This is a genomic window from Streptomyces subrutilus, assembly GCF_008704535.1.
Taxonomy (GTDB): domain Bacteria; phylum Actinomycetota; class Actinomycetes; order Streptomycetales; family Streptomycetaceae; genus Streptomyces; species Streptomyces subrutilus.
In genome coordinates this window covers 4,058,045-4,077,448 of the sequence record NZ_CP023701.1, presented here as the reverse complement: position 1 = coordinate 4,077,448, position 19,404 = coordinate 4,058,045, and the positions used below count along the sequence as shown (strand labels likewise).

Sequence of the window (19,404 nt, the reverse complement as noted above, 5' to 3'; positions counted from 1 at the left end):
GACGATGCCCGACCGTCAGGGAGGTGCGCCCCGGCTACAGCTGCGGCTGCGGCTGTCCCGAGGGCTCCGGCTGCGGCGCCGGCGGAGACGGCGCGGGCGGAGTGGGTTCCGTCACAGGGGGAGTCGGAGCGGGCGGCTCCGGAGTCGCGCTGTGCGACGGCTGGCCGCCGCCCGTTCCCCCGCCGGTCCCCCCGGCGGAGCCCGCCGGGGGCTGCTGGGGCCCCTGGCCGCCCGCCCCGCCCCCGGGGCCCGCCGAGGGCGAGGGCGCCCCGGGCCGGCCGCTCGGCGCGCCCGCGCTGGGCGTGGCGCCGGTGGCCCCGGAGGCCTTGCCGTCCTCCTTGGCCCTGCCGTCCGGGGCGCCCGCGCCGTCCTTGCCGCCGTACCCGCTGCCGTGCACCCCGGAGCCGCGGCCGGAGCCGGCCGCGGCGCCCACCGGGGACCCGCGGTCGGCGGAGGAGGAGGGCCCGGGCTTCGCGGCGTCCTCCCCGACACTCATGCAGCCCGCCGTGGCCGCGACCGCGAGCGCGGTGACGGCCAGTCGGAGGGAAGCGTTCAACTGGCGCACGGGGCACCTCCGGAGCCTGGGTGAAGAGCGGTCCGCATGAGCGGGTCAATGAGCCCAACTCCCTTTGCCCCGTATGAGACACGCCCGAGCCCGCACCTGCTCCCCGCCGCCGCGCCGCGCCCACCGGGCCGTCAGCCCAGCAACTGCCGCGCCACCTGCGAGCCGAGGTGGACCGCCCCCAGCCCCACCAGCACCGACGCCACCACGTTCGCCCCGGCCAGGAAGGTCCGGCCGCGCTCGGCCAGCCGCAGCGTCTCGTAGGAGAACGTGGAGTAGGTGCTCAGGGCCCCGCACAGCCCGGTCCCCAGCAGCAGGTCCAGCCGCGAGGAGGACGCCCCGGCCAGCGCGGCGCCCGCGAGCGCGCCCAGCACCAGGCAGGCCGCCGCGTTCACCGTGAAGGTGCCCCAGGGGAAGAGGGTGCGGTGGCGCGCCTGCACCGCCCGGTCCGTCAGGTAGCGCAGCGGCGCCCCCACCACCGCGCCGGCCACCACCAGCAGCCAGTTCACCCGCGCCCCCGGACCGCGCGCCGGGTCGCCGAGGCCGCCGCCCACACGGCGCCCAGCGCCGCCACCGCCGTGAGCCCGGCGTACGCCAGCGCGGTCCCCGCCGCGCCCTCGTCCAGCAGGCGCGAGAAGTCCACCGCGTAGGTGGAGAAGGTGGTGAACCCGCCGAGCACTCCGACCCCGGCGAAGGGGCGCAGCAGGGGGTGCGCCGGCCGGCCGCCCTCGGTGATCAGCACCATCAGGACGCCGATCAGCGCGCAGCCGGCCACGTTGACCCAGAACGTCGCCCACGGGAAGGCGCCCGCGCCGGCCGGCCACAGCAGGGAGATCCCGTACCGCGCCGAGGCCCCGACCGCGCCGCCCGCGGCCACGGCCGCGAGGACCCGGCCCTGCGGCTCGGCGCGCTGCGCCGGCACGTGCAGGTCGACGTCCGGGTCGACGGGGGCGCGTACGGGGTCGGGGCCGAGGTCGTCGCCGGGCGGCGGCCCGGTCATCCGTAGCCCAGGTCGTGGAGGCGGTCGTCGTCGATCCCGAAGTGGTGGGCGATCTCGTGCACCACGGTGATCTCCGTCTCGGCGACCACGCTCTCCCGGTCCTCGCACATGCGCAGCGTGGGGTTGCGGTAGATGGTGATCCGGTCGGGCAGCACGCCGGCGTACCACTCGCCGCGGTCCGTCAGGGGCGTCCCCTCGTACAGGCCGAGCAGCTCGGGGTCGTCGGCGGGCGGTTCGTCCTCGACGAACACCGCCACGTTGTCCATCAGCCGCGTCAGCTCCGGCGGGATGCGGTCCAGGGCCTCTGCGACGAGCTCTTCGAACTCCTCGCGCGTCATCTCCAGCACCGGGCCATTGTCCCTCCGCGGGAAACCGTTTTGGCGATAGCTCCCCCGATCCCATATGCTTCTCACGTCCCCGACGCGCTGATGAAGTGCCCGGCGGGCCTTTAGCCCTCATCGTCTAGTGGCCCAGGACGCCGCCCTTTCAAGGCGGTAGCACGGGTTCGAATCCCGTTGGGGGTACGCAACACCTTGTGCGAGACTTGTTCTCGCACACTGCAAGGACCTGTGGAGCAGTTGGTTAGCTCGCCACCCTGTCAAGGTGGAGGTCGCGGGTTCAAGTCCCGTCAGGTTCGCTGAAGCCGGAAACGGTTTCGTGGCTGGGTAGCTCAGTTGGTACGAGCGATCGCCTGAAAAGCGATAGGTCGCCGGTTCGACCCCGGCCCCAGCCACCACAGGAAGGCCCCGTCCTCGGACGGGGCCTTCCGCGTTACTCCCCTCCCGCCGCCGCGCGCCGGGTGCCGCGCCGCCACTGGGCCAGGCCCGCTCCCGCCGCGCCCGCCGCCACCAGTCCGAGCAGGGCCCAGTCCGGGACGCCGCCGGTCAGCGAGCGCACCCGCTGCTCCACCGCGAACGAGTCGTCCACGTCCAGGAGTCCCGGCAGCGCGCTCGCCCCGTCGTAGACGAGGAACAGGGTGCCCAGGGTGATGAAGAACAGCCCGGACAGCAGGGAGGTGGTGTGCAGTTCGACGCGGCCGACCCGCAGGGCCCGGCCGCGCAGCCAGCGGCGCCGGCCGAGGTCGAACCGCTCCCAGAGCAGGGCCAGGACGAAGAGCGGTACGGCCATGCCCAGGGCGTAGACGGCCAGCAGCAGGCCGCCGTAGACCGGGCTGCCGCTGACCGCCGCCACCGTCAGGACGCTGCCGAGGATCGGTCCGGCGCAGAAGCCGGCCAGGCCGTAGACCGCGCCGAGCGCGTAGACGGACAGCGCGGTGGTCGGGCGGATGCGGCCGGACAGCTCCGCGATGCGCCGGGAGGCGAATCCGAGGCCGAGGACCTGGGCGGCCCCGAGCGCGATGATCAGCCAGCCGCCCGCGAGGACGAGCTGGTCGCGGTTGGCGTGGAAGAACCGGCCGGCGTACGAGCCGGCCGCGCCGAGCGGTACGAGGGTGCTCGCGAGGCCCGCGTAGAAGATCCCGGTCCGGGCCAGGAGCCGGGAGGGGGAGTCGATCGAGTACGCGAAGAAGGCCGGCAGCAGCAGTGCGCTGCACGGGCTGAGCAGGGCGAGGAGGCCGCCGAGCAGGGCGGCCAGGTAGCCGATGTCGGTCACTTGCGGGCCCCCGCCGCGGCCTCGGCCTCCGCCTTCGCCCGGGTGATGGCGTCGGTGAAGGCGGCGGTGGGCTGCGCGCCCGCGAGGGGGCGGCCGTTGACGAGGAAGGAGGGGGTGGAGGTGACGCCGATGCGGTAGCCCTCCTCGCGGTCCTTCGCCAGGGCGGCGGCGGCCTCCGCACCGGCCAGGTCCTTCGCGAAGCGCTCCAGGTCGGGCACGCCCGCCTCGCGGGCCAGCTCCAGCAGGCGGGCCTCGGCGAAGCCCTTCTCCTTCGAGCCCTCCGCGTACGCGGCCTCGTGGAAGGCGGTGAAGCGGTCCTGGCGGCCGGCCGCCCAGGCGGCCTTGGCGGCGGCCTCGGATTCGGCTCCGAAGATCGGGAAGTTGCGCCATTCGATGCGCAGGGTGCCGTCGGCGACGTACTTCTCGACGAGGCCGGGCTCGGTGTCGCGGGCGAACTTGCCGCAGTAGCCGCACTTGAAGTCGGAGTACTCGATCAGGACGACGGGCGCGTCGGGGCGGCCGACGGCCAGTTTGTCCCCGGCGTCGCGCCGGGCGAGCGCCTTGAGGCCGGCGACCGGGTCGGAGGCGGGCGCGGACGGCGCGGTGGCGGAGGCGCCCGCGGCCCCGGAGCCGTCGGCGGGCCGGCCGTCGGGGGCGGTGGCCTGCCAGGAGACCACCCCGAGGGTGACCGCGGCCAGGGCTACGCCGGCGGCGTACAGCAGGGGCTTTCGGGAGGGGCGGGAGGAGGACGAGGACATGCGGGTGCTCCAGTGGTGCGGAGGGCGGGATCGGGCGGACCGGTGGTGTCGACCGGCCGGCCTAGACCCGCAGCACCGAGAGCTCCACGGGGCCGGGCGCGGGCTGCTCGGGGCCGCGTACGAGGGCGCGCACGGGCGCGGTGGCGCGCGGCCGCGCCTCCTCCGGCACCGGCCGCGCGGGCGGGACCTGGCCGTGGTCGGCCCCGGCGCGCGGGGGCACGGCGGGCACCCCGCCCGGGCGCGGGGCCCCCGGGTCGCAGACCGGCCCGCGCGCACCGCGGGCCGCGCCGGAGACCGCGCGGAGCTCGCGGGCGCCCGTGTCGGGGGCAGCGGCGGCGGCCGCGCGGGCCGCCCCGGGCCGGGCGTCCGGCGCACCGGTGGGGGCCGCGGGGGCCTCCGCAGCCGCGGCCGGCACGGCCCGCGGGGCCGAGGCGGCTGCGGCGGCGGTCGCGGCACGGATGGGCGCCGGGGCCGCCGCCGGGGCGGTTCCCGCGGTGGTCTCCGGGCCGGCCGGAAGGAGCACGGTCAGCACGAGGGCCAGCGCGAAGGCCCGCGCGAGGGCCGCTGCGGCGGCCGGGAGGCGGCGCGGGAGGCGGCGGCGGGTCACGATGCGCTGCCTCTCACTCGCACAACCGGGGGACTCGTCCCGAAATGGTACGGGGAGGGGCACAAATGCGTTCGCCACCCGCCCGGCCCAGGTGAGATCCTCGACCAGGTATGTCTACTTCCTTCGCCGCCCTGCAGACGCTTCTCGGTGAGATCTCCCTCCGCGACGCGCACCGCCTCGGCCGCCGCCTCGAAGGCGCCCGCCGAATCCGCAAGACCGAGGCCCGGCAGGCCGTGCTCGACGAGATCGCCGCGGAGGCCACGAAGGCCGCCGCGCGACTGGCCGGCCGTGCCTCGCGCAAGCCCGAGGTCACCTATCCCGAGAACCTGCCCGTCAGCCAGAAGAAGGACGAGATCGCCGAGGCGATACGCGACCACCAGGTCGTGATCGTCGCGGGCGAGACCGGCTCCGGCAAGACCACGCAGATCCCCAAGATCTGCATGGAGCTGGGCCGCGGCGTCCGGGGCATGATCGGGCACACCCAGCCCCGCCGGATCGCGGCCCGCACGGTCGCGGAGCGCATCGCGGAGGAGCTGAAGTCCGAGATCGGCCGGACGGTCGGCTGGAAGGTCCGGTTCACCGACCAGGTGGACCAGGACGAGACCTTCGTGAAGCTGATGACCGACGGCATCCTGCTCGCCGAGATCCAGACGGACCGCGAGCTGCGCGCCTACGACACGATCATCATCGACGAGGCGCACGAACGGTCGCTGAACATCGACTTCCTGCTCGGCTACCTCGCCACGCTGCTGCCCCGGCGCCCCGACCTCAAGGTGATCATCACCTCGGCGACGATCGACCCCGAGCGGTTCTCCCGCCACTTCGGCGACGCGCCGATCGTCGAGGTCAGCGGGCGGACGTACCCCGTCGAGGTCCGCTACCGGCCGCTGCTGGAGGAGGACTCCGAGGACAGCGACCGGGACCAGATCACGGCGATCTGCGAGGCGGTGGACGAGCTCCAGTCGGAGGGTCCGGGCGACGTCCTGGTCTTCCTCTCCGGCGAGCGGGAGATCCGGGACACGGCGGACGCCCTGAACAAGCGGAACCTGCGCTTCACCGAAGTCCTCCCCCTGTACGCGCGGCTCTCCCACGCCGAGCAGCACCGGGTCTTCCAGCAGCACACCGGGCGCCGGATCGTCCTGGCGACCAACGTCGCCGAGACCTCGCTGACCGTCCCGGGCATCAAGTACGTGATCGACCCGGGCACCGCCCGGATCTCGCGCTACAGCCACCGCACCAAGGTGCAGCGCCTGCCCATCGAGCCGGTCTCGCAGGCCAGCGCCAACCAGCGCAAGGGCCGCTGCGGCCGTACCAGCGACGGCATCTGCGTCCGGCTGTACTCCGAGGACGACTTCCTCTCCCGCCCGGAGTTCACGGACGCCGAGATCCTGCGCACCAACCTCGCCTCCGTCATCCTCCAGATGACCGCGGCCGGGCTCGGCGAGATCGAGAAGTTCCCCTTCATCGACCCGCCGGACCACCGCAACATCCGCGACGGCGTCCAGCTCCTCCAGGAGCTCGGGGCGCTGGACCCGGCGGAGAAGGACCACAGCAAGCGGCTCACGCCCATGGGCCGCCAGCTCTCCCAGCTGCCCGTGGACCCGCGGCTCGCCCGCATGGTGGTGGAGGCCGACAAGAACAACTGCGTCCGCGAGGTCATGGTCATCGCGGCCGCGCTGTCCATCCAGGACCCGCGCGAGCGTCCCTCGGACAAGCAGACCCAGGCCGACCAGCACCACGCCCGCTTCAAGGACGAGACCAGCGACTTCCTGGCCTTCCTGAACATGTGGCGCTACGTCCGGGAGCAGCAGAAGGAGCGCGGCTCCTCCTCGTTCCGCCGGATGTGCAAGCAGGAGTACCTGAACTTCCTGCGCATCCGCGAGTGGCAGGACATCTACGCGCAGCTGCGCTCGGTGGCCCGGACGATGGGCCTGCACGTCAACGAGGCCGACGCCCCCGAGCAGGTCGTGCACGTCTCGCTGCTGGCCGGCCTGCTCTCGCACATCGGGCTGAAGGACACCGACAAGAACGAGTACCTCGGCGCGCGCGGGGCGAAGTTCGCCGTCTTCCCCGGTTCGGCGCTGTTCAAGAAGCAGCCGAAGTTCCTGATGTCGGCGGAGCTGGTGGAGACCTCGCGGCTGTGGGCCCGGGTCAACGCCAAGGTGGAGCCGGAGTGGGTCGAGCCGCTCGCGCAGCACCTGGTCAAGCGGACGTACAGCGAGCCGCACTGGGAGAAGGACCAGGCGGCGGTGATGGCGTACGAGAAGGTGACGCTGTACGGCGTGCCGATCGTCGCCCAGCGGAAGATCAACTACGGCAGGATCGACCCCGAGGTCTCGCGCGAGCTGTTCATCCGCAACGCGCTGGTCGAGGGCGACTGGCGGACCCACCACAAGTTCTACGCGGACAACCGCAGACTCCTGACCGAGGTGGAGGAGCTGGAGAACCGGGCCCGGCGCCGCGACATCGTGGTGGACGACGAGACCCTCTTCGACTTCTACGACCAGAAGATCCCCGCGCACGTGGTGTCCGGGGCGCACTTCGACTCCTGGTGGAAGCACAAGAAGCGCGAGGAGCCCGAACTCCTCGACTTCGAGCGCGAGATGCTGCTGACCGAGAAGGCGGCCGGGGTCACCAAGGCCGACTACCCGGACACGTGGCGGCAGGGCCAGCTGTCGTTCCGGGTGACCTACCAGTTCGAGCCCGGCGCGGACGCCGACGGCGTGACCGTCCACGTCCCGCTCCAGGTGCTGAACCAGGTCACCGACGAAGGCTTCGACTGGCAGATCCCGGGGCTGCGCGAGGAGGTCGTCACCGAGCTGATCCGCTCGCTGCCGAAGCCGGTGCGGCGCCACTACGTGCCGGCGCCGAACTTCGCGGGCCGGTTCCTGGCGACGGCCGCGCCGCTGCAGGAGCCGCTGCACGTGACGCTGGCGCGCGAGCTCCAGCGGATGGTCGGGGTCCCGGTGGCGCCCGAGGACTTCGACCTGACCCGGGTCCCGGACCACCTGAAGATCACCTTCCGGATCGTCGACGAGCGGCGCCGCAACCTCGCCGAGGACAAGGACCTGGAGGCCCTGCGGCTGCGCCTGAAGCCCAAGGCCCGCCAGGCGCTCTCCAAGGCCGCCGCGGCCACCGCGGAGCGGGCGGGCGGGGAGTCGGTGGAGCGCTCCGGCCTGACGGACTGGACCATCGGCACCCTGACCCGGATCTTCGAGACCCGGCGCGCGGGCCAGCCGGTGAAGGCGTACCCGGCGCTGGTGGACGGGGGCACGACCGTCTCGGTACGGCTCTTCGACACCGAGGCCGAGCAGCGGCAGGCGATGTGGCTGGGCACCCGGCGCCTCATCCTGCTGAACATCCCGGTGAATCCGGCGAAGTTCGCCTCGGACCACCTGACCAACCAGCAGAAGCTGGCCCTGTCCCGCAATCCGCACGGCTCCATCCAGGCCCTGTTCGACGACTGCGCGACGGCGGCGGCCGACAAGCTGATCGCCGACCACGGCGGTCCGGCGTGGGACGAGGCGGGCTTCCGCGCGCTCTACGAGGCCGTGCGGGCCGACCTGGTGGACACGACCGTGCGCACCGTGCAGCAGGTGCAGCAGGTGCTGGCCGCCTGGCAGGCCTGCGAGCGGCGGCTGAAGGGCACCAACAGCCTCGCCCTGGCCGCCAACGTCCAGGACGTCCGGACGCAGCTGGCGGCGCTGGTGCCGGCCGGGTTCGTCACGCTGACCGGGCTGCGGCGGCTGGGGGACCTGATGCGCTACCTGGTGGCCGCGGACCGCAGGCTCCAGCAGATGCCGACCGGCGTGCAGCGCGACACCACGCGGATGCAGAAGGTCCACGAGATGCAGGACGAGTACGCCTGGCTGCTGGAGCAGTTGCCGAAGGGGCGGCCGGTCCCCGAGGCGGTCACCGACATCCGCTGGATGATCGAGGAACTGCGCGTCAGCTACTTCGCCCACGCGCTCGGCACGGCGTACCCGGTGTCCGACAAGCGGATCGTGAAGGCGGTGGACGCGGCTGCCCCGTGATCGGGTTCGACCGCACCCCCTGAGCTGCTGTACAGTCTGTTTCGCAGCCGGGTAACCGGTCGCCGCTCAAGGACCTGTGGAGCAGTTGGTTAGCTCGCCACCCTGTCAAGGTGGAGGTCGCGGGTTCAAGTCCCGTCAGGTTCGCAGAAACGTCAGGGCCCGTATCCCCCAGGGGATACGGGCCCTGACGCGTTGCGCGGTACGGACGGCCCGGCGGCCTTGGAGGGCCGCCTGCGGGCCGCGGAGGGGCCGGCGCGCCCCAACCGGCCACAGGGTGCTCGGCGGCGCCGGGAGCGGCGCTCCCGGCCGCGAGGGGCCGCGGCGGGCCACCGGGCCACCGGGCCACCGGGCCACCGGCACGTGAACGCTCCGGGGCGGGGTGCGCATCGGCCGTTCGCGGGATGCGCGGCGCGGCGCGGGTCCCTTTACGGCGCGGGCCGCCGGGAGTACAAGAGTGAACGTCTGTGACGGGAGTCACCGTACGAGTTTTTGAGACGCGTACTTTTATCGCATCCATACGCGACCTCAATTTAATATGTGCAATGGCACCTACCTGGCCGGCCCGCGCGCGCCCGACCGGTACCGCCCTGACCTGGGCATAAAAAAAGATCGCGCTGGACCCGGCGGAGTCCAGCGCGATCGACGACCGGTGAACCTGTTGGGGCAGGTTCGGTCGATGAAGCAATGTGGGTTTCATCGGATTGGGGGACCCGAATGCGACCCGTTAAAGCGGGGTGCTGCGGAACCTCAGGCCTCGCTGCGCTGCTGCGGAATTCCCGCAAGCAGTGCGCGGACCTCGGCCTCGCGGTAACGGCGGTGTCCACCCAGGGTGCGGATGGACGTGAGCTTGCCAGCCTTGGCCCAGCGGGTGACCGTCTTCGGGTCCACGCGGAACATCGTGGCAACCTCAGCCGGGGTCAGCAGCGGCTCGGCATCAGGGGTGCGAGCGGTCATGAGCGGCCTCCTCGGGAGAACCGAACCATCTCGGTTCTTTCCTCTAAATTCTGCACCTTGGCCCGCGGTGCCCGAAATGGACATACGCGGGCCGAGTCGGTTATAGGACGAACGGCTTGTCCTCGGCACTACAACTACACCATCCGTCCAGCCCTAAGGGCCAAACCGACGGAATTGCCCTCCGAGGTGTTCATCAGCGGCGGAAGCCGATGGACCGCCCCATAACGGACAGTCACCCCACTGTGACGATCAGTCACAGAGCGATCAGGAGTCGTCAGACCCCCCGTAGAGCGCAATGCCGAGCATTCCGCCCTTAGTTGGACGGAAGGAACCCTCCCCGGACTCCTTGTCCTATTTTGGCACGAGGGTAGGGGAAGGGCGCAAGGGTGTGGTTAGTGCGGTCCGTCACGCTTGGGCCAATGGCCCGTATCGGGACGAAGGTCCTGGCACTACGTCCCAAATCTCACGATCAGGGCGCTGATCAGGCACTTATGACCGATCGACCGATACGCAACGGTGTGTACGGCTCTCCCGGCACTCGCCGGACCGCCGGCGAGTGCCGGGAGCTAATTCGCGAAAAGTCGCTCGCGGACCGCCCGCCAGCGCTCCGCGAGCTCCCCGTACGCCTCGACCGCCCCCTCCGCGTCCCCCGCCCGCAGCAACGCGATGCCCGCCGCGAGGTCCCGCGCCGAGCGGTCGGACTCCAGCCGCTCCCCCGGGAGGGCGTGCAGCAGCCCGCCGTAGTCCAGCTCGACCATCGAGCGCGGATGGAACTCCTCCAGCCAGCTCCCGACCTCCACCAGCCCGTCGGCGAGCATCCCGTACCCCTCCGCCTCGCGCAGCGTCCGCAGTGCCCGCGCCAGCCGTCGGCGGGCCTCGACCATCGGCGTCCGGTAGCGCAGCCGTTCGCCCGGCAGGTACTCCCGCTCCTCGTCGGCCACCAGCACGAACCAGCGAAGCGGCACCTGCCACACGCCCGTGCGGATCCAGGGGCGCGCGTCCGGGTTCCGCTCGCGCCAGCGCTCGTACTCCTCGACCTGCCGCCGGCGCACGGCCGGCGGCAGCGCCGCGTCCAGCACCGGGAGCGGGAACCACTCCTGGAGCTCCTGCAGCGCCAGCCAGCCCCGCAGCCGGGTGCGCCACGGGCAGACCAGCAGCACCCCGGCCACCTCCGCGGTGAAGGCGTCCGCGCTCTCGCGGGCCGGCACCCCGACCACCGGCACCCGGACCAAATCGGAGAGGGACCGGCGCAGTTCGTCCTGGGCCGTCGGGATCACCCCGCGCCGGGCGTACGCGGTCCAGTGGGTGCGCTCGGGCTCGGGGAAGGCGGCCAGCGGCTCGTAGACGCGCAGGTAGGAGGCGTAGGGGACGGTCGGCGCCGAGCGCGCGGAGGGCAGCGGTCGATCGGTGGATTCGCTCACGCTCACGTACTCCCCCCTTCTCGGGCCCGGTTCACCTCCCGGGCGCATCCGGACCGCCGCGCGCCGCCCGCAACCCGGGAGGGTTCCGATCCCCGGACCGGCCACCTGCGGGCGGCCCGGAGGTCTTACTCTGCTCCCAGCGCGCCCTCCCCCACCCGCAGGGCGGGCGTCTTCCCGCCGCATCTCTTCCATGGGAGTCACCACCGTGACCGAAATGACCGACGGCGTCCTGCACACCCTGTTCCGCACGGAGCAGGGCGGACACGAGCAGGTCGTGCTGTGCCAGGACCGGGCCACCGGCCTCAAGGCCGTCATCGCCATCCACTCCACCGCCCTGGGCCCGGCCCTCGGCGGCACCCGCTTCCACGCGTACGCCTCCGACGAAGAGGCCGTCCGGGACGCGCTCAACCTCTCGCGCGGCATGTCGTACAAGAACGCCCTCGCCGGCCTCGACCTCGGCGGCGGCAAGGCCGTGATCATCGGCGACCCCGACGTGCTGAAGTCCGAGGAACTCCTGCTGGCCTACGGCCGCTTCGTGGAGTCCCTCGGCGGCCGCTACGTGACCGCGTGCGACGTCGGCACCTACGTGGCCGACATGGACGTGGTGGCCCGCGAGACCCGCTGGGCCACCGGCCGGTCCCCCGAGAACGGCGGCGCCGGCGACTCCTCGGTGCTCACCGCCTTCGGCGTCTTCCAGGGCATGCGCGCCAGCGCCCAGCACCTGTGGGGCGACCCCACGCTGCGCGGCCGCAAGGTCGCCGTGGCCGGCATCGGCAAGGTCGGCCACCACCTGGTCGAGCACCTGCTGGAGGACGGCGCCGAGGTCGTCGTCACGGACGTGCGGGAAGAGTCCGTGCACCGCGTGCTGGAGAAGCACCCGGGCCGGGTCACGGCGGTCCTCGACACGGACGCGCTCATCCGCGTCCCGAACCTGGACATCTACGCCCCGTGCGCGCTCGGCGGCGCGCTGGACGACGAGACGGTCCCGGCCCTCACCGCCAAGATCGTCTGCGGTGCGGCCAACAACCAGCTCGCGCACCCGGGCATCGAGAAGGACCTCTCGGACCGCGGGATCCTCTACGCCCCGGACTACGTGGTCAACGCCGGCGGCGTGATCCAGGTCGCCGACGAGCTGCGCGGATTCGACTTCGACCGCTGCAAGGCACAGGCGACGAAGATCTTCGACACCACGCTGGCCATATTCGCACGTGCGAAGTCGGACGGCATCCCGCCGGCCGCCGCGGCCGACCGGATCGCCGAGCAGCGGATGGCCGACGCCCGCGCGGCCCGTACCGCCTGACCCCTTTCGGGGGGCCCGCGTGCGCCCGCCGGGGTTGCGGCGAGACGGAACTCACTGCACTTCGGCGGGTCGCCCGTCAGGAAAGGGTTAAAATCGCAGCTGACCAGCGAGGACGGGGCGCCTCTCTGGTTCTGCACCGGGGCACGTCATGCGGGCGGCGTACCGTATGGCCGCGGAAGCAGGTACCGTTAAACCCCTACGGACGGTCTCTCCACGGAGAGTCCGCTCCGAACCATGAACGCGTGTCAGACTCTGGGGCCGTCGAGCCCCGTCACCGAGGGGGTCGAGCCATGGGGCGCGGCCGGGCCAAGGCCAAGCAGACAAAGGTCGCCCGCCAGCTGAAGTACAACAGCGGCGGGACTGACCTCTCGCGTCTGGCCAATGAGCTGGGCGCATCGCCGACGGAGCCGCTGCCTATCAGCGAGCCGGTCGAAGTCGATGACGATCAGGATGACGACGACGACCCGTACGCCAAGTACGCGGCTCGGTACAACGGTGATGACGACGACGAGGACGAAGAGTCCGGTCCGTCGGCCCACCGCCGCGGCGCTTGACGCCCCACGGCGTCTGCACACCAGGTCATACACACCGAAACCCGGTCCAGGGCATTGCCCCGGGCCGGGTTTCGGTGCTGCTCAGCTCGCGTAGGCGCCGGTGAGGGTCGCGCCCTCGGTGCGGTCGCCGCGGTCCAGGATCTCGCCGGCCACCCAGGCGTCGACGCCCCGGTCGGCCAAGGCGGTCAGCGCCACGTCCACGGACTCGGCGGGCACGACGGCCATCATGCCGACGCCCATGTTGAGGGTCTTCTCCAGCTCCGGCTGCTCCACCCGGCCGGCCTTGCCGACCAGGTCGAAGACGGCCCCGGGGGACCAGGTCGTGCGGTCGACCGTGGCGTGCAGGTGGTCCGGGATCACCCGGGCCAGGTTGGCGGCGAGGCCACCGCCCGTGATGTGCGAGAAGGCGTGCACCTCGGCCGTACGGGTGAGGGCCAGACAGTCCAGCGAGTAGATCCGGGTGGGTTCCAGGAGTTCCTCGCCGAGGGTGCGGCCGAGCTCGGCCACCTCCTGCTCCAGGGACATCCCGGCCCGGTCGAAGAGCACGTGCCGGACCAGCGAGTACCCGTTCGAGTGAAGGCCGGACGACGCCATGGCGATCACGGCGTCCCCCGTACGGATGCGATCGGCGCCCAGCAGCCGGTCGTGCTCGACGACACCGGTGCCGGCCCCCGCCACGTCGAAGTCGTCCGGTCCCAGCAGGCCCGGGTGCTCGGCGGTCTCCCCGCCGACCAGGGCGCAGCCGGCGAGGACGCAGCCCTCGGCGATGCCCTTGACGATGGCCGCGACACGCTCGGGGTGCACCTTGCCGACGCAGATGTAGTCGGTCATGAAGAGCGGCTCGGCCCCGCAGACCACGATGTCGTCCATGACCATCGCGACCAGGTCGTGGCCGATGGTGTCGTAGACGCCGAGCTGGCGGGCGATGTCGACCTTGGTGCCGACCCCGTCCGTGGCGGAGGCGAGCAGCGGGCGCTCGTAGCGCTTGAGGGCGGAGGCGTCGAAGAGGCCGGCGAAGCCGCCGAGGCCGCCGAGGACCTCGGGGCGCTGCGTCTTCTTCACCCACTCCTTCATCAGCTCGACGGCGCGGTCTCCCGCTTCGATGTCCACGCCTGCGGCTGCGTAGCTGGCACCGGTGGTCTTCTCTGTCATGACAGGAGAGAGCTTTCGTGTCGTTACTGCGGGTGGTGCCGGGCCCCGGGAAAAGCCGGAAAGACAGGGCCCGGCGCAGGTCGAGCGGCCGACGGGGAGGGTCGGCTTACGGGCGGCGGAGCGCGTCGGCGGCGTCCTTGCCGCCGGCCAGCTCGTTCTCCAGGAGCTGCTTGCCGAGGAGCTGCGGGTCGGGCAGCTCCATCGGGTACTCGCCGTCGAAGCAGGCACGGCAGAGGTTGGGCTTCTGGATGGTCGTCGCCTCGATCATCGAGTCGAGCGAGATGTACGAGAGCGAGTCCGCCCCCATCGACGTGGCGATCTCGTCGACCGTCATCCCGTTGGCGATCAGCTCGGCCCGGGTCGCGAAGTCGATGCCGAAGAAGCACGGCCACTTCACGGGGGGCGAGGAGATCCGGATGTGGACCTCCGCCGCGCCCGCCTCGCGGAGCATCTTGACCAGGGCGCGCTGGGTGTTTCCGCGGACGATGGAGTCGTCCACGACCACCAGGCGCTTGCCCCGGATGACTTCCTTGAGGGGGTTGAGCTTCAGCCGGATGCCGAGCTGGCGGATCGTCTGCGAGGGCTGGATGAAGGTCCGGCCCACGTAGGCGTTCTTGACCAGGCCGGATCCGTACGGGATCCCGCTGGCCTCGGCGTACCCGACGGCCGCCGGCGTGCCGGATTCCGGTGTCGGTATCACCAGATCGGCTTCGACGGGGGCTTCCATGGCCAGGCGCCGGCCCATCTCGACGCGCGAGAGGTAGACGTTGCGGCCGGCGATGTCGGTGTCCGGGCGCGCCAGGTAGACGTACTCGAAAACACAGCCCTTGGGCTTTGCTTCCGCGAAGCGCGAGGTGCGCAGGCCGTTCTCGTCGATCGCGATGAGCTCGCCCGGCTCGACCTCGCGGACGAAGCTGGCGCCGCAGATGTCGAGGGCCGCGGTCTCGCTCGCGACCACCCAGCCGCGCTCCAGGCGGCCGAGGACCAGCGGGCGGATGCCCTGCGGGTCACGGGCGGTGTAGAGGGTGCCCTCGTCCATGAAGACGAGGGAGAAGGCGCCCTTGACCTTCGGGAGGACCTGGGCGGCCGACTCCTCGATGGTCAGGGGCTTGCCGTCCTCGTCGGTCTGTCCGGCGAGGAGGGCGGTGACGAGGTCGGTGTCGTTCGTGGCGGCCACCTGGGTGGCGCGCCCGTCCTGACGGGGGAGGTCGGCGACCATCTCGGCAAGCTCGGCGGTGTTCACCAGGTTGCCGTTGTGACCCAGGGCGATCGAGCCGTGGGCGGTCGCGCGGAAGGTGGGCTGGGCGTTCTCCCAGACGGAGGCCCCGGTGGTCGAGTAGCGGGCGTGACCGACCGCGATGTGACCTTGGAGCGAGCCGAGAGAGGTTTCGTCGAAGACCTGGGAAACGAGTCCCATGTCCTTGAAGACGAGGATCTGGGAACCGTTGCTCACAGCGATTCCCGCGGACTCTTGTCCGCGGTGCTGTAGTGCATACAGTCCGAAGTAGGTGAGCTTGGCGACCTCTTCACCCGGAGCCCAGACACCGAAGACGCCGCAAGCGTCCTGGGGGCCTTTCTCTCCGGGGAGCAGGTCGTGGTTGAGTCGTCCATCACCACGAGGCACGGCACCGAGTGTAGGCGAGATCGACCACTGGTCCGAATTGGGGACGGCCAGGAAAAGTCACAGTGCGGACAGTCCGGCCGTCCGTGCGGAGGGTGACCGTCTCGGAATCCGGAATGCCCTGGTTGACAGGTGCCTGTCGGTTCGTACAAGCTCCGCCCCATGCAGCCCCTCGGTGACCGCACCGTCACCCTCGTCGAGCGCCGGCACGTGGACCTGGTCCGTGTCGCGAGCGCCATCTGTCGACGCTGCGCGTAGCCGCAGGCTTTTCCCTTTTCTTTCCTTTTTCTCTTTTCCCGCCCCCGACCGGGCCCGCCCCTCCGTGCCGTGCGCCACCGCCCGCGCGCCGCCCCCGGGCCGGGCCGTCGGGCCGTGCCCTGGAGCGCCCGTGATCCCGAACGAATCCCCCCTGTCCCGGCGCGCCTTCGGCGGCGCCGTCGGTGTGAGCGCCGCCGCCGCGGCCGTCGGGCTGGGTGCCGCCGCGCCGGCCGCGCAGGCCGCCGAGGACCGTGACGCGGCCCCGCGGGAACGGGAGTTCCGCGCCGACCGCGGCCGCCGCTCCCGCCGCCCGAACATCCTGTTCATCCTCGGCGACGACCTCGGCTGGGCCGACCTGTCCTCGTACGGCTCCCCGCACATCAAGACCCCCAACCTGGACCGGCTGGCCCGCCAGGGCGTCCGGTTCACCGACGCCTACTCCGGCTCCGCCACCTGCTCCCCGACCCGGTTCAGCCTGTACACCGGGCGCTACCCGGCCCGGACCAGGGGCGGGCTGGCCGAGCCGATCGCCGACCGGTCCGTCGGCCTGGAGCCCACGCACCCGACGCTGGCGTCGCTGCTGAAGGAGGCCGGGTACGCCACCGCGCTGATCGGCAAGTGGCACGCGGGCCACCTGCCCGACTACAGCCCCACCAAGTCCGGCTGGGACGAGTTCTTCGGCAACTTCGGCGGGGCCCTGGAGTACTACTCCAAGCTGGGGCTGGGCGGTGAGTACGACCTCTACGAAGGCGACGCCGAGTACCAGGACCTGCGCTACTACACCCGGATCATCACCGAGCGGGCGAGCGAGTACGTCGCGCGCGACCACCACGGCAAGCCGTGGCTGCTGAACCTCAACTTCACCACCCCGCACTGGCCGTGGATCGCCGAGGGGGACACCGCGCAGAGCGCCGAGGTCGTCCGGCGGATCAGGGCGGGCGACCGGCAGGCCCTGTGGCACCAGGACGGCGGCTCGGTCGAGAAGTACAAGGAGATGGTGGAGGACCTCGACCGCTCGATCGGCGAGGTGCTGAAGGCGCTCAGGCGCAGCGGGCAGGAGGAGGACACCCTGGTGGTCTTCTCCAGCGACAACGGTGGCGAGCGCTTCTCCTACAACTGGCCGCTGTCGGGCAACAAGGCCTCCCTCCAGGAGGGCGGCATCCGGGTCCCCAACATCGCCCGCTGGCCCGCCCGTCTGGACGGCGGCCAGGTCAGCCACGTTCCCGTCTTCAGCCCCGACTGGACGGCGACCCTGCTGGAACTGGCCGGGACCCGCCCGCACCGGGCGTACCCGCTGGACGGGGCGAGCCTGGCCGGATACCTGCTGCGCGGCGAGAAGGCGCCCGTACGGGACCTGTTCTGGCGGGTGCGCGGGGAGCGGGCGCTGCGCCGCGGCGACTGGAAGTACTACCGCGGCAAGGCGGGCCGGGACCAGCTGTTCAACCTGGCCGGGGACGCCCGCGAGCAGGCCGACAGGGCGGCCCTGGAGCCGGCGCGGCTGGCGGAGCTGCGGGCGGCCTGGGAGAAGACGGACGCGGGACTGCTGCCGTACCCGGCCTGACCGCGCCGGGGCGCCGGGGCCGCCGGGCCGCCGAGGCCGCCGGGGCCGCGGCCGGCCGGCGCGGGCCGCGCCGGGCGGGCGCGCCGGTCACTCGGCGGCGGAGCCCGCCGTCGCCGTCAGGCCGGTGCCGTCCGGGGCGCTGAGGGTCAGGGTGCCCTCCTGGACCTTCCAGGCGAGCGGGCCGCTGCCCAGCAGCGCGGTCAGCGACCGCTCGACGTCGCCCGCCGCGCCCTGGCAGGCCATCCGGGTCGAGGTGAGCGGCCCGAACACGACCGAGGAGCCCTCGATGGCGGCCCGGGCGCTGAACCGGTTGCAGCCGAGGCTGCCGCTCGCGGCGCCGTCGGCGGCGAGGGTGAACCGGGCCCGGCCGGCCGCCTCGGCGGGGACGGACGAGGCGGTCCCGCCGCCGGTCAGCGAGGTGACGGTCCATGCGGTGGTGGTCAGCGGGGCGTCGGGGGTGCGGGGCTCGGAGGTCATCGCGATGGTGCTCCCGTCGGCGGTCTTCAGCGTGAGCCGGTCGGGGCCCCGGTCGATGGTGAGCCGGCCCCGGAGCAGCTTGGCGAACGCGACCTCGAACGCCTGGTCCTCGCAGGCCATGGTGGTGGAGACGCCGGGGGTGAGGGTCACGGCGGTGCGGCCTTCGGTGACCGCCTTCGCCGTGAAGCCGTTGCAGCCGTAGTTGCCCTCGGCCTCGTCCCCGGCGAGGTCGAAGCGGGCCGCGGCGGGCGCGTGCAGCGTCCGTCCGCCGGTGGTCAGGGACTCGACGCGCCAGGAGCCGGCGGCCCCCGGAAGCGGATCGGCCGGCTCCTCTCCCGCTCCGCCGCACGCGGCGAGGGCGAGGACGAGGACCAGACCGGAGGTGAGGTGCCGGAGAGTACGCATGGTGGTGTGACGGAGCGGCGGCCGGAGCGGTTCCGCCCGGCGCGGCCGTCGCCTTGAGCGGGCCGCGGGCCCGGGGGTCGCGGCTCAGCTCATCAGGGGCAGCAGCGCCGACAGGTCGGCCCGCTCGCCGCTGGCCCGTACCAGTGCCCCGTCGACGGCCCCGGCCCAGTCCGTACGGCCCGTCGCGAGCCGCAGCCAGGTCAGCGGATCGGTCTCGACGACGTTCGGCGGGGTGCCGCGGGTGTGGCTGGGGCCCTGCACGCACTGGACCACCGCGAAGGGCGGGATCCTGACCTCGACCGAACCGCCGGGCGCCTTGAGCGCGAGGGCGTCGGCGAGCAGCCGGGTGCAGGCCGCCAGGGCCTGGCGCTCCAGGGGGATGTCGAGGCCGGGCACGGCCCGGTTCAGGTCGTCGGTGTGGACCACCAGTTCCACGGTCCGGGTGACCAGGAAGTCGGCCAGGGTCATGTCCCCGATCCACAGGTCCAGCACCCGGCCGTCCGGGTGCTCCGCCAGTGCGCTCGCCAGCCGCAGCGCCGCCCCCGCGAACAGCTCGGGCAGCGGGGCGCCGCCGAGGGTCTCCCGGGCCGCCTCGGAGATCTTCCCGGCGAGGGAGGCGGTGGCGAAGGGCCATTCGGCGGCACGCAGTTCGGGGACGGCGCCGGGCGGGCGGGCGAGTCCGGCGGCCAGCGAGTCGGCGATCCACGCGACGTGCCCGGCCAGCTCGGCGACGGTCCAGTCCCCGAGCCCGCTGGGCCGCTCCAGTTGCCCGGGGGTCAGCTCCGCCGCGCTGCGGGCGACGTGCCCGAACTGGGCGGTGACGGCGGTACGGATCTTCGCGGAGTCGTAGCTCCGCAGCTTCTTCCCGGCGGGCGACATGCCCCGACCCTACTCGGGGCCCCGCCGGGCCCGGGAGGCACCGGGCCGGTGCGGGGCGGGGCCGGTACGGCTGCTGCGCGAGATCCTCGCGGGCCGGCGCACCGGCGCCGAACCGACCGCGCTCGACGGGGTCGGCACCAGCGGGCAGGTCTACCACCACCTGCGGCAGCTGACCGCGGCCGGCTGGCTGCACGCGGCCGGCCGGGGCCGCCACGAAGCTCTCCAGGGCCCGGAAGTCGCCCTCGGCGGG

Annotated in this window: 18 protein-coding genes, 4 tRNA genes and 1 pseudogene; 10 read left to right on the top strand and 13 right to left on the bottom strand. The window is 72.6% G+C overall.

All coding sequences use genetic code 11. The annotated features are described in order from the left end of the window. Nucleotides 1-34: 34 nt before the first annotated feature. The 4 genes from CP968_RS17915 to CP968_RS17900 all read right to left on the bottom strand — a co-directional run bounded on the left by CP968_RS17915 (nt 35) and on the right by CP968_RS17900 (nt 1,909). A complete protein-coding gene (locus CP968_RS17915; protein WP_150518981.1) occupies nt 35-565 on the bottom strand; it encodes a hypothetical protein in 531 nt (176 codons plus the stop codon). Nucleotides 566-696: 131 nt separating this feature from the next. Continuing rightward, nucleotides 697-1,071: a fluoride efflux transporter CrcB gene (crcB, locus tag CP968_RS17910; protein WP_150518980.1), complete on the bottom strand. Its 375-nt coding sequence runs from the start codon at nt 1,069-1,071 to the stop codon at nt 697-699. Beyond that, nucleotides 1,068-1,562, bottom strand: coding sequence for a FluC/FEX family fluoride channel (locus tag CP968_RS17905; protein ID WP_150518979.1), 495 nt, complete (start codon nt 1,560-1,562; stop codon nt 1,068-1,070). The genes crcB and CP968_RS17905 overlap by 4 nt, the downstream gene beginning before the upstream one ends. Continuing rightward, nucleotides 1,559-1,909 (bottom strand): metallopeptidase family protein, encoded by a 351-nt coding sequence (locus CP968_RS17900; RefSeq protein WP_189829088.1) that lies wholly within the window; start codon nt 1,907-1,909, stop codon nt 1,559-1,561. The genes CP968_RS17905 and CP968_RS17900 overlap by 4 nt, the downstream gene beginning before the upstream one ends. Before the next feature lie 104 nt (nt 1,910-2,013). On the opposite strand from CP968_RS17900, the gene CP968_RS17895 reads away from it, so the two are divergent. The 3 genes from CP968_RS17895 to CP968_RS17885 all read left to right on the top strand — a co-directional run bounded on the left by CP968_RS17895 (nt 2,014) and on the right by CP968_RS17885 (nt 2,298). Next, nucleotides 2,014-2,086: transfer RNA gene (locus CP968_RS17895), tRNA-Glu, on the top strand. A gap of 39 nt (nt 2,087-2,125) precedes the next feature. Further along, a tRNA-Asp gene (locus CP968_RS17890) sits at nt 2,126-2,199 on the top strand. A gap of 22 nt (nt 2,200-2,221) precedes the next feature. Further along, nucleotides 2,222-2,298 (top strand) — tRNA-Phe (locus CP968_RS17885). Between the two features lie 35 nt (nt 2,299-2,333). On the opposite strand, the gene CP968_RS17880 is transcribed toward CP968_RS17885, so the two are convergent. The 3 genes from CP968_RS17880 to CP968_RS17870 all read right to left on the bottom strand — a co-directional run bounded on the left by CP968_RS17880 (nt 2,334) and on the right by CP968_RS17870 (nt 4,538). Next, nucleotides 2,334-3,173 carry a cytochrome c biogenesis CcdA family protein gene (locus CP968_RS17880; RefSeq protein ID WP_150518978.1) on the bottom strand — a complete coding sequence of 280 codons (840 nt, stop codon included), beginning with the start codon at nt 3,171-3,173 and terminating at the stop codon, nt 2,334-2,336. Continuing rightward, on the bottom strand, nt 3,170-3,931 hold the full coding sequence (locus CP968_RS17875) for a DsbA family protein (protein WP_150518977.1): 762 nt from the start codon (nt 3,929-3,931) through the stop codon (nt 3,170-3,172). Before CP968_RS17875 ends, CP968_RS17880 begins: the two co-directional genes overlap by 4 nt. A 61-nt stretch (nt 3,932-3,992) precedes the next feature. Further along, nucleotides 3,993-4,538 carry a hypothetical protein gene (locus CP968_RS17870; RefSeq protein WP_150518976.1) on the bottom strand — a complete coding sequence of 182 codons (546 nt, stop codon included), beginning with the start codon at nt 4,536-4,538 and terminating at the stop codon, nt 3,993-3,995. Between the two features lie 110 nt (nt 4,539-4,648). Between CP968_RS17870 and hrpA the strand changes: the two genes are divergently transcribed. Both hrpA and CP968_RS17860 read left to right on the top strand, forming a co-directional pair. Then, nucleotides 4,649-8,572: an ATP-dependent RNA helicase HrpA gene (gene hrpA / locus CP968_RS17865; protein WP_150518975.1), complete on the top strand. Its 3,924-nt coding sequence runs from the start codon at nt 4,649-4,651 to the stop codon at nt 8,570-8,572. Nucleotides 8,573-8,642: 70 nt separating this feature from the next. Further along, a tRNA-Asp gene (locus CP968_RS17860) sits at nt 8,643-8,716 on the top strand. 603 nt (nt 8,717-9,319) lie between these two features. Here CP968_RS17860 and bldC read toward each other — a convergent pair. Both bldC and CP968_RS17850 read right to left on the bottom strand, forming a co-directional pair. Beyond that, the gene (gene bldC / locus CP968_RS17855) at nt 9,320-9,526 is read right to left on the bottom strand and encodes a developmental transcriptional regulator BldC (RefSeq protein WP_003949541.1); all 207 of its coding nucleotides are present in this window, start codon (nt 9,524-9,526) and stop codon (nt 9,320-9,322) included. 566 nt (nt 9,527-10,092) lie between these two features. Further along, the gene (locus CP968_RS17850) at nt 10,093-10,947 is read right to left on the bottom strand and encodes a DUF8083 family protein (RefSeq protein ID WP_189829087.1); all 855 of its coding nucleotides are present in this window, start codon (nt 10,945-10,947) and stop codon (nt 10,093-10,095) included. 205 nt (nt 10,948-11,152) lie between these two features. Here CP968_RS17850 and CP968_RS17845 point away from each other — a divergent pair, with 205 nt between their 5' ends. Then, nucleotides 11,153-12,247: a Leu/Phe/Val dehydrogenase gene (locus CP968_RS17845; RefSeq protein ID WP_150518974.1), complete on the top strand. Its 1,095-nt coding sequence runs from the start codon at nt 11,153-11,155 to the stop codon at nt 12,245-12,247. Between the two features lie 290 nt (nt 12,248-12,537). Beyond that, nucleotides 12,538-12,801 carry a DUF3073 domain-containing protein gene (locus CP968_RS17840; RefSeq protein WP_150518973.1) on the top strand — a complete coding sequence of 88 codons (264 nt, stop codon included), beginning with the start codon at nt 12,538-12,540 and terminating at the stop codon, nt 12,799-12,801. A gap of 81 nt (nt 12,802-12,882) precedes the next feature. Here CP968_RS17840 and purM read toward each other — a convergent pair whose 3' ends face one another. Beyond that, on the bottom strand, nt 12,883-13,953 hold the full coding sequence (purM, locus tag CP968_RS17835; RefSeq protein WP_150518972.1) for a phosphoribosylformylglycinamidine cyclo-ligase: 1,071 nt from the start codon (nt 13,951-13,953) through the stop codon (nt 12,883-12,885). A 106-nt stretch (nt 13,954-14,059) separates the two neighbouring features. Then, entirely contained in the window at nt 14,060-15,577 is a 1,518-nt protein-coding gene (gene purF / locus CP968_RS17830) for an amidophosphoribosyltransferase (protein WP_150518971.1), read from the bottom strand. 159 nt (nt 15,578-15,736) lie between these two features. Here purF and CP968_RS35580 point away from each other — a divergent pair, with 159 nt between their 5' ends. Further along, on the top strand, nt 15,737-15,832 hold the full coding sequence (locus CP968_RS35580) for a putative leader peptide (RefSeq protein WP_312847264.1): 96 nt from the start codon (nt 15,737-15,739) through the stop codon (nt 15,830-15,832). Between the two features lie 130 nt (nt 15,833-15,962). Beyond that, entirely contained in the window at nt 15,963-17,393 is a 1,431-nt protein-coding gene (locus tag CP968_RS17825) for a sulfatase-like hydrolase/transferase (RefSeq protein ID WP_150518970.1), read from the top strand. Nucleotides 17,394-17,480: 87 nt separating this feature from the next. Here the strand turns inward: CP968_RS17825 and CP968_RS35370 are convergent, their stop codons facing one another. Continuing rightward, nucleotides 17,481-18,275 (bottom strand): META domain-containing protein, encoded by a 795-nt coding sequence (locus CP968_RS35370; RefSeq protein ID WP_150518969.1) that lies wholly within the window; start codon nt 18,273-18,275, stop codon nt 17,481-17,483. 84 nt (nt 18,276-18,359) lie between these two features. Next, nucleotides 18,360-19,154: a maleylpyruvate isomerase family mycothiol-dependent enzyme gene (locus CP968_RS17815; protein WP_150518968.1), complete on the bottom strand. Its 795-nt coding sequence runs from the start codon at nt 19,152-19,154 to the stop codon at nt 18,360-18,362. Between the two features lie 64 nt (nt 19,155-19,218). Here CP968_RS17815 and CP968_RS34865 point away from each other — a divergent pair. Then, nucleotides 19,219-19,398, top strand: a pseudogene (locus CP968_RS34865) (ArsR family transcriptional regulator); the annotation flags it as partial. Between the last annotated feature and the right edge of the window lie 6 nt (nt 19,399-19,404).